Annotated in this window: 12 protein-coding genes; 3 read left to right on the forward strand and 9 right to left on the reverse strand. The window is 68.6% G+C overall.

Going from position 1 to position 12667, the window contains the following annotated elements; genetic code table 11:
- Positions 1–511 precede the first annotated feature (511 nt).
- A complete protein-coding gene (locus H4281_RS39800) occupies positions 512–2035 on the reverse strand; it encodes a PucR family transcriptional regulator (RefSeq protein ID WP_182896019.1) in 1524 nt (507 codons plus the stop codon).
- A 181-nt stretch (positions 2036–2216) separates the two neighbouring features.
- On the opposite strand from H4281_RS39800, the gene H4281_RS39805 reads away from it, so the two are divergent.
- Both H4281_RS39805 and H4281_RS39810 read left to right on the forward strand, forming a co-directional pair.
- Complete coding sequence (locus H4281_RS39805) at positions 2217–3170, forward strand: 5-oxoprolinase subunit B family protein (RefSeq protein WP_182896020.1); 954 nt, start codon at positions 2217–2219, stop codon at positions 3168–3170.
- Positions 3167–4147: a 5-oxoprolinase subunit C family protein gene (locus H4281_RS39810; RefSeq protein WP_182896021.1), complete on the forward strand. Its 981-nt coding sequence runs from the start codon at positions 3167–3169 to the stop codon at positions 4145–4147. Before H4281_RS39805 ends, H4281_RS39810 begins: the two co-directional genes overlap by 4 nt.
- On the opposite strand, the gene H4281_RS39815 is transcribed toward H4281_RS39810, so the two are convergent.
- From H4281_RS39815 to H4281_RS39850, 8 genes are all read right to left on the reverse strand, one after another.
- On the reverse strand, positions 4131–4874 hold the full coding sequence (locus tag H4281_RS39815; protein ID WP_237598865.1) for a cysteine hydrolase family protein: 744 nt from the start codon (positions 4872–4874) through the stop codon (positions 4131–4133). The genes H4281_RS39810 and H4281_RS39815 overlap by 17 nt on opposite strands.
- Positions 4858–6195, reverse strand: a complete 1338-nt coding sequence (locus H4281_RS39820) for an MFS transporter (RefSeq protein ID WP_182896022.1) — start codon at positions 6193–6195, stop codon at positions 4858–4860. Before H4281_RS39820 ends, H4281_RS39815 begins: the two co-directional genes overlap by 17 nt.
- Before the next feature lie 108 nt (positions 6196–6303).
- A complete protein-coding gene (locus H4281_RS39825) occupies positions 6304–6822 on the reverse strand; it encodes a flavin reductase family protein (protein ID WP_182896023.1) in 519 nt (172 codons plus the stop codon).
- Between the two features lie 22 nt (positions 6823–6844).
- On the reverse strand, positions 6845–7189 hold the full coding sequence (locus H4281_RS39830) for a cupin domain-containing protein (protein ID WP_009076086.1): 345 nt from the start codon (positions 7187–7189) through the stop codon (positions 6845–6847).
- Positions 7186–8646 (reverse strand): 4-hydroxyphenylacetate 3-hydroxylase family protein, encoded by a 1461-nt coding sequence (locus H4281_RS39835; protein ID WP_182896024.1) that lies wholly within the window; start codon positions 8644–8646, stop codon positions 7186–7188. The genes H4281_RS39830 and H4281_RS39835 overlap by 4 nt, the downstream gene beginning before the upstream one ends.
- On the reverse strand, positions 8646–9305 hold the full coding sequence (locus H4281_RS39840) for a DUF2848 family protein (RefSeq protein WP_182896025.1): 660 nt from the start codon (positions 9303–9305) through the stop codon (positions 8646–8648). Before H4281_RS39840 ends, H4281_RS39835 begins: the two co-directional genes overlap by 1 nt.
- Complete coding sequence (locus H4281_RS39845; protein WP_182896026.1) at positions 9302–10114, reverse strand: nitrilase-related carbon-nitrogen hydrolase; 813 nt, start codon at positions 10112–10114, stop codon at positions 9302–9304. Before H4281_RS39845 ends, H4281_RS39840 begins: the two co-directional genes overlap by 4 nt.
- On the reverse strand, positions 10111–10770 hold the full coding sequence (locus tag H4281_RS39850) for a GntR family transcriptional regulator (RefSeq protein WP_182896027.1): 660 nt from the start codon (positions 10768–10770) through the stop codon (positions 10111–10113). Before H4281_RS39850 ends, H4281_RS39845 begins: the two co-directional genes overlap by 4 nt.
- A gap of 381 nt (positions 10771–11151) precedes the next feature.
- Between H4281_RS39850 and H4281_RS39855 the strand changes: the two genes are divergently transcribed.
- Complete coding sequence (locus tag H4281_RS39855) at positions 11152–12324, forward strand: amidohydrolase family protein (protein ID WP_220508559.1); 1173 nt, start codon at positions 11152–11154, stop codon at positions 12322–12324.
- Positions 12325–12667: the final 343 nt, after the last annotated feature.

The raw sequence follows: 12667 nt of genomic DNA on the forward strand, positions 1-12667 counted from the left end.
GAGGCTTCCTCTCACGACGCTCAACCGGCCGTGAAGGGGCCCCTTCACGGACACCTGTCCCCTCAAGGAGCCCTTCACGGGCCGCCTCGGCCGCCTTCGCCGGGATGCGCCCCAATGCGGCGTTGGGTGCATCCCATGCACCCAACGCCACATTGGGGTTTCTCAGTGGCGCTTGCGGCGGGCCGGACGCAGGGCGGTAAGCCGCGCGGGTGCCTGGCGAGGCGCGGGTGAAGCCGCCCCCGGCCGATGCCCGCCGGTCCGGCCGGTGAGCACCGCAGGTGAGGGGAACCGTGAGGAATCAAAGTCAATGAGGGTCCGCTCACGTACGTCGGCGGAGGCGGAGCCAGGCGCGAGGCGGAGCCGTGCGTTGCGCGTTGCCGCAGCGAGCCCGCACACCACAGCTACTGAGAAAACCTCATTGAGGCTCGCGAACCGCAGCCGCCGCACCCGCCCATCGAGGCACCCCACGCCCCCGGGCGCAATGGCACCGCCAGGGCGACGAGCCGCCCCCTCACAACTGATCATCCAACTGCAAAGCGATCCACAACTCCGCCCGAACAGCCGGATCGTCCACCTCTCTCCCCAGCGCCTCGGCAACCTTCCCCATCCGATACCGCAACGTATGCCGATGAATCCCCAACGCCGTAGCCGAAGCATCCGACTGCCCGTTGTGCGCCAGAAACGTCCGCAGCGTATGCCGCAGATCGATCTTCGCCGACCCGGTCTTGTCCGTGACCGGCTCCAGCAACGCCCGGGCCCACCCCCGAACCTCGTCGTTGTCGAGAAACCGCATCAAGCCGCTGGTAGCCACGTCCCCAGCACAAGTCAGCACCCCAGCACCCCCACGCGAACTGGTGAACACCGACCGAACCTGCTCCCAAGCCGCCGCCAGCTCCCCGGGCGGAGTCGGATCACTGACCGCGCCCCGAGCCAGCGGAATCCGCCGCAGCAAGGCTTCCAACGTCCGCGTATCCCCCTCCGCAGGCGGCATCAACACCACCACCCGCCCCCGCTCCCATTCGGCCACCAACGCCCGCAGACTCCGCAACCCGTGATCCCCCTCGGCATGCTCGAGCAACTCCCGCTCATGCCCGGACGGAACCCCCAGAATCGCGACCCGAAGATCCCCCTCCGGAAAGTCGGTATCCAGCGCGTCCCCAATAGCCGTGGCCAGCCCGACATCCCCAGCCACAGCAGCCTTGAACACCGCCAGCCGATGCTGCCGCTCGCTGTCCAGCACCCCGCGCGCACTATGCAACTCAGCGCACAGCAACGACACCGCAGTAGTGACAATCGCCTGCTCGGCAGCAGTCAGCGGAGTAGACCGCCCCACCACGAGAAACCCCTGCACCCGCCCCCGCACCGCGAGCGGCAGCACGACCACCGACTCCCCCGCGATCGTCATGCTCAGACTCGCCGAATTGGCCCGGTCGCGCAGCCGCGGCAACTCGATCCGCACCCGCGCCACATGCATCCGCGCCGCGGGCACCCCCGCTCGAAACCCGCCGGCAGCGTCCAGCAGCAACGTCCACCCGCGCACCGCCTTCGCCAGCCGCTCCGCGATCGCCCGAGCCGAGTACGGCGACAAGGACGCCCGGGTCAAATCCCGCTGCGCCGAAACCGCGTAGTTCAACTCCCGCTGCCGCTCATCGGACAGATGCCCGGCGACGAGACGGCTCAACGCGGCGAACCGGGTCGTCGCAGGCACCGCCAGTACGGGCAACCCAGCCTCGCTGGCCGCGTCCACTAGCGGCCGCGGCACATTCTGATAGAACGAACTGGCCCCGAACCCGAGCGCCACCGCACCGCCAGCCACGAGCCGGTCCACGTACTCCCGGCTGGCCGCTTCGCCCAGCGCGAGCCGAGACCCAGTGGTAAGCACGAGCTCGCCGCCCTCAAGATACGGCGAAGGATCGGGCAGCTCGCTGATCAACGCCCACGTGACCGCCCGGTCCACAGCTCCGGGCGCGCCTTCGGCGGCGAGTTCGAGACCGTGTTCGCCGCGTTCGAGCAGCATCTGGACCGTAAGCGGCATGGTGTCTCCCGGGGACGGATCCGGCGGCCGGAAGTGTAACCGCCGGTCCGCCCGGCCGCCGGGCGATCGCCACCCGGACGAACCAACGTTCTGGACAAAACCCGGTGCTGGTGGGTAGAAACCGTCCCGATCGGACTTCCCCGCCCCCGGATGTCCGGCGGCACAACGGAAAGAGATCCCGATGCCCGCAGCTGCCCCGTCCCGGCCGGACGTCACGTACCGGACCGCGGGCGATCGCGCGCTGCTGGTGGAGTACGGGCCGCCGCTGCCGGTCGACCTCGGGCTCAACTTCTTCGCGCACGCCTCGGCGCGGCGGCTGGAGGAAAACCCGGTGCGCGGGGTGCTGGAAGTCGCGCCGGGACTGCGTTCGCTGCTCGTGCACTACGACCCGGAAACGATCCGGCACGACGCCGTGATCGCCGCGATGGACCAGCTGCACCGCGAAATCCCCGAGCCCGGCTCGCTCGTGCTGCCGAGCCGCCGGGTGAAGCTCCCGATCGCGTTCGACGATTCGACGTCGCGGGAAGCCGTGGAGCGCTACCAGATCACCACGCGCCCGGACGCGCCCAACGCCGTCGACGGCAACAACGTCGACTATCTCGTGCGCTCCAACGGCCTGCCGAACCGCGAGGCGCTGTACTCCCGGATCCTGGAATCGCAGTGGTGGAACGCGTTCACCGGCTTCTACCCGGGCCTGCCGTCGCTGCTCCCCCTCGACCCGCGCTCCGAACTGGTCGCCCCGAAATACAACCCGGCGCGCTCCTGGACCCCCGAGGGCGCCGTCGCGTTCGGCGGCCCGTGCCTGGTGATCCACCCGATCGAATCGCCGGGCTCGTACCAGCTTTTCGGCCGGACGCTGCCGATCTGCGACCTCGTCCGCCGTCCGCGCGCGCACCGCGCGGACCCGATCCTGATCCATCCCGGCGACCGGATCTCCTTCTACCGCGTCGAAGAGGCGGAACTGATCGAATTGCGCAGGCAGGTTTTCGAGGGCCGCTACGACTACGACATCGAACCCGGCCGGTACGCGGTCGCCGACCACCTCGCCGTGCAAGCCGATCCGGCGGTCGCGGCCGAGGCGGCCAAACGGCGCGCGGACCGGGTCGCCGCGCAGGAACTGGTGAAGATCCCGTGACGCAGACCGCGGCTCTCGAAGTACTGGAACCCGGCCTGCAGACGACCGTGCAGGACTATCCGGGCCGGCGCGGCAGGCAGTCATTGGGGTTCTTCCCTTCCGGTCCCGTCGATTCGCTCGCCTTCCGCCTGGCGAACCTCCTCGTCGGCAACCGCCCCGGCGCGGCCGCCCTGGAGATCCCGCTGGGCCGGTTCCAAGCAGGCGTCCTCGCCCCCGGCCGGATCGCCGTCACCGGCCCGGAAACCACGGTCACCCTCAACGGATCCCCTGTCCCGCAATGGGAATCGGTCCCCGTGGAAACCGGCGACGTCCTGGCCTGCGAGGTCCTGCGCGGCCCCGGACACCGGCTGTACCTGGCACTGTCCGGCGGCATCGCGGTACCGGAGGTTTTCGGCTCCCGTTCGACCTTCCTGCTCGCCGGCATCGGCGGCCTCGACGGCCGAGCCCTGGAACGCGCGGACATCCTGGACACTTTCCCCGCCGCTCCTTCCCGGCCGCGCCGTCTCCCGGTCTCCTTGCGCCCGAGCTACCCGACCGCCTGGGAAATCGAAATCCTCCGCGGCCCGCACGCCGACCCGGATTTCCTGACCGCGGAGGATTTCGCCGACTTCCTCGCCGCGTCCTGGCGCTGCGACCTGAGCTCGGACCGCGTCGGCATCCGGTTCAACCCGCACCGCTTCCGCTGGGCCCGCCCGTCCGGCGGCGTGGCGGGCGGGCACCCGTCGAACCTCCTGGACTCCAGCTACCCGCCCGGCGGCATCCTGGCGTACGGCGACGTGCTCACCGTGCTGGGCCCGGACAGCAACACCTCCGGCGGGTTCGCGGTGATCGCCACCGTCGCGTCGGCCTCGCTGTGGAAGGTCGGGCAGCTCCGGCCGGGGCGGGACACCGTGACGTTCCGGGAAATCCACCTGGACCAGGCAGCGGCGCTCAGTGCGCAGGTGAATCAGTTGCTGGACGTCAAGGCGCTGGCTTGAGTTTCGCTTCGCGGTGAAGGGTGTCGCCTTCGCTCAGGGCGGCGATGATCGCTTGGTGGTCCATGACCCTGCCGAACCCGCGCCGAATGGTACGGAGGGTGGCGCGGTGCGCTTCGGCGTTGTCGGTCGCGTTGACGTCCGAACCGAACACGATGTGGTAACCGAGGAAGTATCCGGTTCGAGCGGTGGACTCGCAGCAGAAGTTGGTGAGCGTGCCGCACACGATCAACGTCCGAACTCCCTGGCACCGCAACGCGTAGTCCAGATCGGTGCCCGCGAAGGAGTCGTACGTGTGCTTCGCTGAAATGACGCGTTCGTCCTCGCGCGGTTTCAGCCCGTGGTACAGCTTCGCTCCGGGCGTTCCCTCCGCGATCGCGCCGTTCGCGATCGGCGGCCAGAAGGCGTAAAAATCGTGCGCGACGTCCGGCGCGATCGTGTGCTCGGTGTACAGCACCGGCACCCCGGCTTCCCGGCACGCGTCGATGAGCTTCTGTACCCGCGGCAGCTGCCGGTACGCCTCCGGCACCCGCATCGGCCCGTCGGGGCGGACGAAATCCTCCTGGAGGTCCACCACGATCAGCGCGCATTCTTCGGGTTTGATCTCGAACGCCCAGTGCTTGTCGGTGTCGTAGTCCGCGTCGGCGGCCGCGATCTGCTCGCGTTCGCCGTCGAGAAGGTCCTCCTCGCCGCGGCCGTAAGCGTCCAGATACTCAATCGACGGATGCACGAACTTCCTCCTCCTTGCCCGCCGCCGAACCAAGGTCGACCGACTTCGTCTCCTTCGCGATCAGCGAGGCCACCAGCGAGATCAAGCCCATCACCGCCAAATAGACCCCGATCGCGTACCCGGTGCCGAACTTCGCGTACAACCCGATCGCGATGATCGGCGCGAGTGAACCGGCCAGCACCGACGCCAGGTTGTACGCCAGCGAAACCCCGGAATACCGCACCTCGGTCGGGAACAGTTCCGCGAAGAACGCCCCGATCACCGAGCTGTACGCGGCGAAGATCAGCAATCCGCCGGCCACCGCGACCGTGATCAGCCCAGGACTGCGCGTGTCGACCAGCGCGAAGAACACGAACGCCCACACGATCGTCGCCACCGAAGCGACCACGTAGATCGGCCGCCGTCCGATCCGGTCGGCCAGCAGGGCGAAAAGCGGAATCGTCACCACCGCACACGCCTGCCCGACCAGCACTGCCGTCAACCCGACCGAACTGTCCATTTTGAGCACAGTCGTGACATAAGTGATCACGAACAACGAGAACAGGTAAAACCCGGCATTCTCCCCGAAACGAGTCGCCGCCGCGAGCAAAACGCTGCGCCAATGCTCGCGAACGACCACGCCGGCAGGAAGCCCCTTAGGCTTCGGCGCCTCCTTGAACAACGGTGTTTCCGCGACATAAAGCCGCAGCCACAAGCCGATCAGAACCAGCACCGCCGACAAGCCGAACGCGATCCGCCAGCCCCAAGACAGGAACTGCGCCGACGGCATCACCGAGCCAAGCACCGCCAGCACCCCCGCGGCGAGCAGATTGCCCAGCGGCGGCCCGACATTCGGCCACGAAGACCAGAACGCCCGACGCGCACTGCCGCCGTGCTCGGACACCAGCAACACGGCCCCGCCCCATTCGCCGCCGAGCGCAAAGCCTTGCACCAGACGGCAGACGACGAGCAGCAACGGCGCCAGCACGCCGACCGCCTCGTAAGTGGGCAGCAAAGCGATCAAGAACGTCGAAGCACCCATCAAAAGCAGACTCGCGATGAGCGTCGACCGCCGTCCCTTCCGGTCGCCGAGGTGGCCGAGCACGACCGCGCCCAGCGGCCGCGCGAGGAATCCGACCGCGTAGGTGGCGAAAGCGAGAACCGTGCCGACCAACGGGTCGTGCGACGGGAAATACAGTTTGTTGAAGACCAAAGTGGACGCGGTGCCGTACAGGAAGAAGTCGTACCATTCGACGGCGGTGCCGGCGAGACTCGACGCCGCCACCACCCCCAGCCGCGTGTGCGGGCGTTTTCTGTTACGTTCGCGAGAGGTATCGGCCATTTCGGCTCCTGTGGTCGGAGGGTCCGTGACGCGGATGAAGTGCTGATGCCGGAAGCCTCGGTGGCTGTTGGCGCAGCCACCGAGGCGGGTTCCCCCCTGGGAACAACCTCAGAAGAACCAGTGCACGGGCTCGTCGGCCCGGTCGGCGAGGTCCGCGAACCGTCCCCCGTGGAACGCCAGCGGGTCGCCGTCGCGCTCGCACACGCTGCGCACGTGCCCGAACACGACCACGTGGTCGCCGGCGACCAGATGCCGTTCGACGTCGCATTCGAGGTGCGCGAAGGCATCCGGGATCACCGGCACGCGATGCCTGCCTTCGGTCACCTCCAGCCCGGCGAAATGGTCCTCGCCGCGGCGGGCGAAGCGGAGCGCGAGCTGTTCCTGCCGCGCGGACAGGATGTTGACCGCGAACCGGCCCGCCTCGACGACCGCGTCGGTGCTGCGCGCGCCGGTCGTCAGGCACACCAGCAGCAGCGGCGGGTCGAGCGAAACCGACGTCAGCGAGTTGACGGTCATCCCGTGCGGCACCCCCGCCGCCCGGGTGGTGACCACCGCGACGCCGGTCGCGAAACGCCCCATCGTGCGGCGCATCGTCATCGGGTCGACCTCGGCCGAGGAAGTGATCATGACGTTCTCCTTGCGAAGGGGCTCAGGCGGGGTAGCGGACCTCGAACGTGACGACCCCCTCGTCGGTCCGCCACGGGCCGTGCGGCATGCCCGGCGGACGGCAGGCGTACATCCCCGCGGTGAACGTCCGGCCGAGCGTGAGGTCGGTGAACGAGCCCTCGAGAATGTAGACCTCCTCCCAGAAATCGTGTTTCTGCACGCCCATCGGCGTCGAATCGGCGCCCGGCTCGTACCGCAGGATCCGCGTCGCCACCCCGCTTTCCGGGTCCTTGGCGAGAATCCGCTCGGTGATCTTCGGGTCGTCGCCGGGGCACACCGTGAAGGCGACGTCGGTCACCGGGAAGAATTCGTGTTCCGGTTTGCTCATCGGGTGATCGCTCCGTCGAGGTCGTAGCTGGCAAGGAAGGCGTCGATGTCGCCGAGCGCGCCGTCGAAGCCGTAATTGCGGTAGGCGTAGCCCTTCACCACGAACGGCGCGCCGGCGTAGAACATCTCGTACTGGTGGTGGCGGCCGGCGAACTCGCTGCCGACGACGTCCCAGGCGAGCTTGAACAGCTTCACCCGCTCCTCGGCGGGCGCGGACGGGCTGTAGATGTATTTGTCGATATCGGCGCGGGTCTCCGGGTTCGTCAGGTCCGCGACGCTGGAGGGCACCTGCAGCACGCCGCCGCCGACCAGGTCGCGCAGGATCGCCAGCAGCCGCGGATACAGTTCGGCCTGCAGCCCCATCGCGCCGTACACCGCGCGGGAACCGGGCCGCCACATGCCGTTCCCGTCTGGTTCCGCGGTGTATTCCGCCGCCAGCACGGCCGATTCCACAATGGACGCGAGACTCGCCAGCTCGCCGAGCTTCTCGACCACGCCGGGGAATTTGTCGACTCCGTTCACCGCCGCGACCTTGCGCGCGAGCCCGGCGATGAACTGCGTCTTCACCATGAACCGGATCTGCGCCTGCCAGTTCCCGAACACGTGCGCACCGGTGTCGAAGAACTGCCGCCGCAGTCCCGCGACATCGCGGTAAACGAACACCCGGTCCCACGGAATGAAGACGTCGTCGAAGACCACCAGCGCGTCGGTTTCGTCGTAGCGCGAGGTGAGCGGATAGTCGTATTCACTCGTGGCAGCCGGGGCGTACGGACGGCGGCAGTAGAGCTTAAGTCCTTCCGCGTCAACGGGAACCGCGAAGCCGAGCGCGAAGTCGGCGTCCTCCGGTCCGAGCGGCTTGATGCAGGACACGAAGATCTCGTCAGCCACCGCACCGCCGGTCGCGAGCATCTGCGCACCGCGGATCACGATGCCGTCCTCGCGCTCTTCCGCGACTCCCGCCTGGATCAGGTCGCCTTCCCAGGCGTGCGCGGTAGTCGCCCGCGAAACCTGCGGCGGAATGATCGCGTAGGAGACGTACAGGTTCTCCTCCAGCACGCGCTTGTGGTACGCGGCGATGTTGGCCGAGAAGTCCCGTTCCCCTTGCGAAAACGCCTCCGGATGCGCGGAGAACGCCGCGACGAACGCCCCCACGTGGTCCGGGCTGCGGCCGACCCAGCCGTGCGTGTGCCGCGCCCAGGCGGTCGCCGCTTCGCGGTACGCCTTCAGGTCTTCCCGGCTGCGCGGCGGCGTGAACAGCCGGTTCACAGTGGACCCGCTCGCCGGGTCGGTGACCGAGATGCCGGATTCCGGATCGGCCGCGAGATCGAACAATTCCGCGATGGTCTTCGCGATCGGCGCGAACGCCGGGTGGTGGGCGACGTCCTCGACCGGCGCGCCGTCGAGGTAGATCCGCCGGGGGCCTTTCAGTGCGGCCAGATAGTCGGCTCCGCTGCGCATCACTCGCTCCTCTGTTTTGTTTCGTACGCGTGGGTCAGGGTCGGGCCGCCGGGCAGTTCCAGGTGGATACGCCAGTACGCGCCGTAGGTGAATTCGCCGCCGAGCAACGGCAACGTGCCGCAGTACAGCGCGAAATCGCCCTCGACCGGACCGAGCCGGTCGAGCAGATCCGCCGGATGCCGCAGCGCGGCCAGTTCCCCCTTCTGGTACGGGCATCCGTCCACACTGGAATCCGCGACGACGTGGTCCCAGTCCGGAATGGACACCTCGGTCCCGATCTCGGCGACCGCTTCCCCGAGCGGCTTCGGACAGGCGGCTTTGGACAGTGCCACCCCGTCCCGCTCGAGATCCCGGTCGGTGTGATCGGACCCGACCCCCAGGAAATACCGCCCCTGGTGCCGGATCAGCACCGGCTCGACCTCCCCCGACGTCCCCGGCGCACTCACCCCGACCACCGGTTCCGTCGTCAGCAAGCCCGTATCCAGGTGGTAGAACGCGGGCACTGAATCCGGCCGCGGCACGCCGATCGCCGCCAGTTCGGCGATGTGCTCCTCGACCGCGGCCTCGTCGCTTCCGGTGTACCCGGCCACCACCAGCCGCGCCGGAGCGAACGCCAGTTCCTCCCCGGTTCCCGCGACGTGCAGGGCAATCGTGCTCATACTCCCGCTCCCGTGAAGTCTGCTGTGGACACCGGCCAGCGCCGATCGGCCAGCACCGGGAACTCCGCCCGCACCGTGTCCACAATGGATTGGTCTATTTCGCAGCGCAGCACTTCCTCGCCTGTGCCCGCTTCCGCCAGCACAGTCCCCCACGGATCGACGATCCGGCTGGTACCCGCCAACTCGACGCCGCCGTGCTGCGTCCCGGCCGCATTGACCGCGATCACCAGCACCTGCTCTTCCACGGCCCGGCACGAAGTGAACATCCGCCAGTGCGCACGCCGCGCCGCCGGCCACGCAGCCGGGACCACGACCGTCTTGGCGCCGCGATCCACCAGCCCGCGCCACAGTTCGGGAAACCTCAGGTCGTAACAGGTCGTGGCCCCGATCGGCCCGAGTCCCGTTTCCGCGACGCTGAGCGTCTCGCCCGGTGTAAGCAATTCCGCCTCGCGCGAGGCGTATCCGAAGACGTGCACCTTGCGATAGGTGTGCGCGATCGTGCCGTCCGGCGCGAGCAACACCGCGGTATTGAACAACCGCCCGGCCGCGTCTTTCTCGACCAGACTGCCCAAATGCACATACGCACCCAGGCTTCGCGCCCACTCCCGCCCCGCCGCGACCGTCGGCCCGTCGAGCGACTCCGCTTCATCCGGATACGCGTCGAACGAGAAATACCCAGCCGCCCACAACTCCGGCAGCACCACGAGCTCAGCCCCGCGTGCCGACTCCATCAACCGCCCAGCCCGCACCCGGCGGTCCGCGGCCGTTTCGTCCGGCGGGCTGGCCAGCTGCACCAACGCGACCTTCACAGCCGCTCCTCGACCCGCAACGCCGTCATCGTGCTGGACAGGTGCTTCGCCAGCGCCTCCCCAGCCGCCTCCGGCTCGCCGCCGCGCAACGCCTCGACGATCGCCGCGTGCTCGGACAGGACCGTTTCGGCCCGGGTCTCGCTGCCCGCGACCGCGCGCAGCCCCATCCGGACCTGCCGCTCCCGCAACGATTCGTAGAACTCGGCCAGCACTGGGTTGCCCGCGCGCCGCACGATCGCCCGATGAAACGCGCGGTCGAACTCGATAAACCGCACCGGCTCGTCCACCACTTCGCGCTGCTTCGCGAGAATGTCGTCCAACTCGCCGAGAAACGCCTCGTCGACACGCTCGGCGAGCTTGCGCACGCACCAGTCCTCGACCAGCTCGCGCGCCTCCATCACCGCCCGCACCTCCGCGTCGGAGATCGGCGGCACGAACGCGCCCTTCTTCGGCACGATCTCGAGAAACCCCTCGGCCTCGAGCCGCAGCAGAGCCTCCCGCACCGGCGTCCGGGACGTCCCGGCCGCCTCGGCAACCTCCGATTCAGTGAGGAACGTCCCGCCGTCGCGAGGCAGCTCGGCGATGCGCTGCTTGAGGAACCGGTAGGTGACGTCCTGCGCGGACCCGGCCCGCCCAGCCTGTCGTACACTGCTCATGGACAAGATGTATACATCACGCATGGCAGCCGGGCAAGGGGCGTTTACCGAGGTTGAGCGGCTGCTCCGGGCTGAGGACGCCGCGGGCTCGGGCGTGGCCGGGGAGGTCTGGCGCACGCGGAGGCCGCGGCGGGTCTCGCGGAACGGCGCGTCAATGCCCTGCTGCGTCCCGTCGGCCCGGTTGCCCGGATGCCTGGGCCGGAACGTCGCTTCGGCGCCACTGTTCTGACGGCTCTCCGCGGAACGCCCCGGCCACTCTTCGAAAGGGAAACCCGGTCACCTCGCCCTCACCACCTACCCGAAAAGTGCCTCCTTGGCACCATGATCACCCGCCGCTTACGGTTCCGGAGCAACCTTCGCGCCACCCGCTGGGAGCTCTCCGTGAACCACTTCGTCATCACCGGAGCACATGTCTTCGACGGCGAGAATTCGCTCGGAATCGTGGACGTCGAGGTCGCCGGCGGAAGAATCGCCAGCGTCGGAGGCGCTCGCCCGGAAGGAGCCGACCTCGTCGACGGTGCAGGTACCACGCTGTTGCCCGGCCTGATCGACGCGCACACGCACACCGACGCGGAGTCGCTGCGCCAAGCGTTGGCCTTCGGAGTCACCACCGAATTCGACATGCTCTCGATGCCGCAGCAGATGATTCCGTTGCGCCGCAAGGTCGCCGCCTCGAATGACCTAGCTGACGTGCGTTCTCCGTCCATCGGTCTCACTCCGGCGGGAGGGCACCCGCATCAACTGAGAAAGGGCGACCCGCCGTGGCCGGCTGCCACGCATCCGCACGAGGTAGCGGCGTTCGTCGAGGCCCGGATCGCCGAGGGCGCCGACTATCTCAAGATCCTGGTGGAGGACGGCCGGCTGTTCGGGAACGACCCCCTGCCCAGGCTCGCTCCCGAACTGGTCGCGGCGACGGTCCGCGAAAGCCACCGTCGAGGGAAAATGGTGCTAGCGCACGCGATGACCGTCGAGACCGCCGGACAAGTCGTCGACGCCGGAGTGGACGGCCTCACCCATCTCTTCTTCGACCGGCCGCACACCGCGGAGCTGATCGAGAAGATCGCTGCCGCCAGCGTGTTCGTCATTCCCACGTTGACGGCAATCGCGTCGATCACCGGCGAGCCCGCCGGCCGCCGACTCGCCGAAGACCGTCGCGTCTTCCCGAAACTGGCTCCGGAATGGCGGGAAAACCTGGCCGGCGCGATGGCCACGAGCCCCCGCGAGCATTTCGACTACGCACTGGAAACGTTGGCCGCGCTGAAGAAAGCCGGAGTCGATATCCTGGCGGGCACGGACGCAGCACACCTCGGCGCACCAGGGATGGCCCACGGAGCGAGCCTGCACGCCGAACTCCGCCTGCTGACCACGGCAGGCTTCACGCCGACCGAAGCCTTACGGGCGGCGACCTCGATCCCCGCACGACGCTTCGGACTGCCCGACCGCGGCCGAATCAAGCCTGGGCTGCGCGCAGACCTCGTACTGGTCGACGGCGACCCTGCAGTCACCGTTGACGACACTCTCTCCATTCGGCGCGTCTGGCGGAACGGATCCTGATGCGCTTCGCCCACCGGGATCGGCTGCGGCGGCAGCGCTGCATCAGAGGCGGCGTCATGCCTTGCAAAGTCCCGGCCAGCACGCAGCGTCCCGACCACGACACAAGGTCCGGCCATCAGGCGGCTTCCCCGCGACCACGAGGCATCGCGACCGCCGCATAACGTCCCAACCATCGTGCAGCATCCGCACGAGTGTCCGGCGTCTGGCCGTCACGCATCATCCCGCGGCACGCGGCATTGCCCTGGGCTGCGGCGTCCCGCCCGCCACGCAAAGTCCAGGTGCCACGCAGCCACGACCGTGCGGCAGCAACCGTCACGCCGCATCTCCAACACCAAGCGACCCC

The organism is Amycolatopsis dendrobii (genome assembly GCF_014145675.1).
GTDB classification, from domain to species: Bacteria; Actinomycetota; Actinomycetes; order Mycobacteriales; family Pseudonocardiaceae; genus Amycolatopsis; species Amycolatopsis dendrobii.

Bases quoted from the DNA above. Each gene is read 5' to 3' on its own strand.
- H4281_RS39850 (WP_182896027.1), bottom strand. From the start codon at position 10,770: ATGAGCAGTGTACGACAGGCTGGGCGGGCCGGGTCCGCGCAGGACGTC.
- H4281_RS39840 (WP_182896025.1), bottom strand. From the start codon at position 9,305: ATGAGCACGATTGCCCTGCACGTCGCGGGAACCGGGGAGGAACTGGCG.
- H4281_RS39825 (WP_182896023.1), bottom strand. From the start codon at position 6,822: ATGATCACTTCCTCGGCCGAGGTCGACCCGATGACGATGCGCCGCACG.
- H4281_RS39805 (WP_182896020.1), top strand. From the start codon at position 2,217: ATGCCCGCAGCTGCCCCGTCCCGGCCGGACGTCACGTACCGGACCGCG.
- H4281_RS39820 (WP_182896022.1), bottom strand. From the start codon at position 6,195: ATGGCCGATACCTCTCGCGAACGTAACAGAAAACGCCCGCACACGCGG.
- H4281_RS39835 (WP_182896024.1), bottom strand. From the start codon at position 8,646: ATGCGCAGCGGAGCCGACTATCTGGCCGCACTGAAAGGCCCCCGGCGG.
- H4281_RS39800 (WP_182896019.1), bottom strand. From the start codon at position 2,035: ATGCCGCTTACGGTCCAGATGCTGCTCGAACGCGGCGAACACGGTCTC.
- H4281_RS39830 (WP_009076086.1), bottom strand. From the start codon at position 7,189: ATGAGCAAACCGGAACACGAATTCTTCCCGGTGACCGACGTCGCCTTC.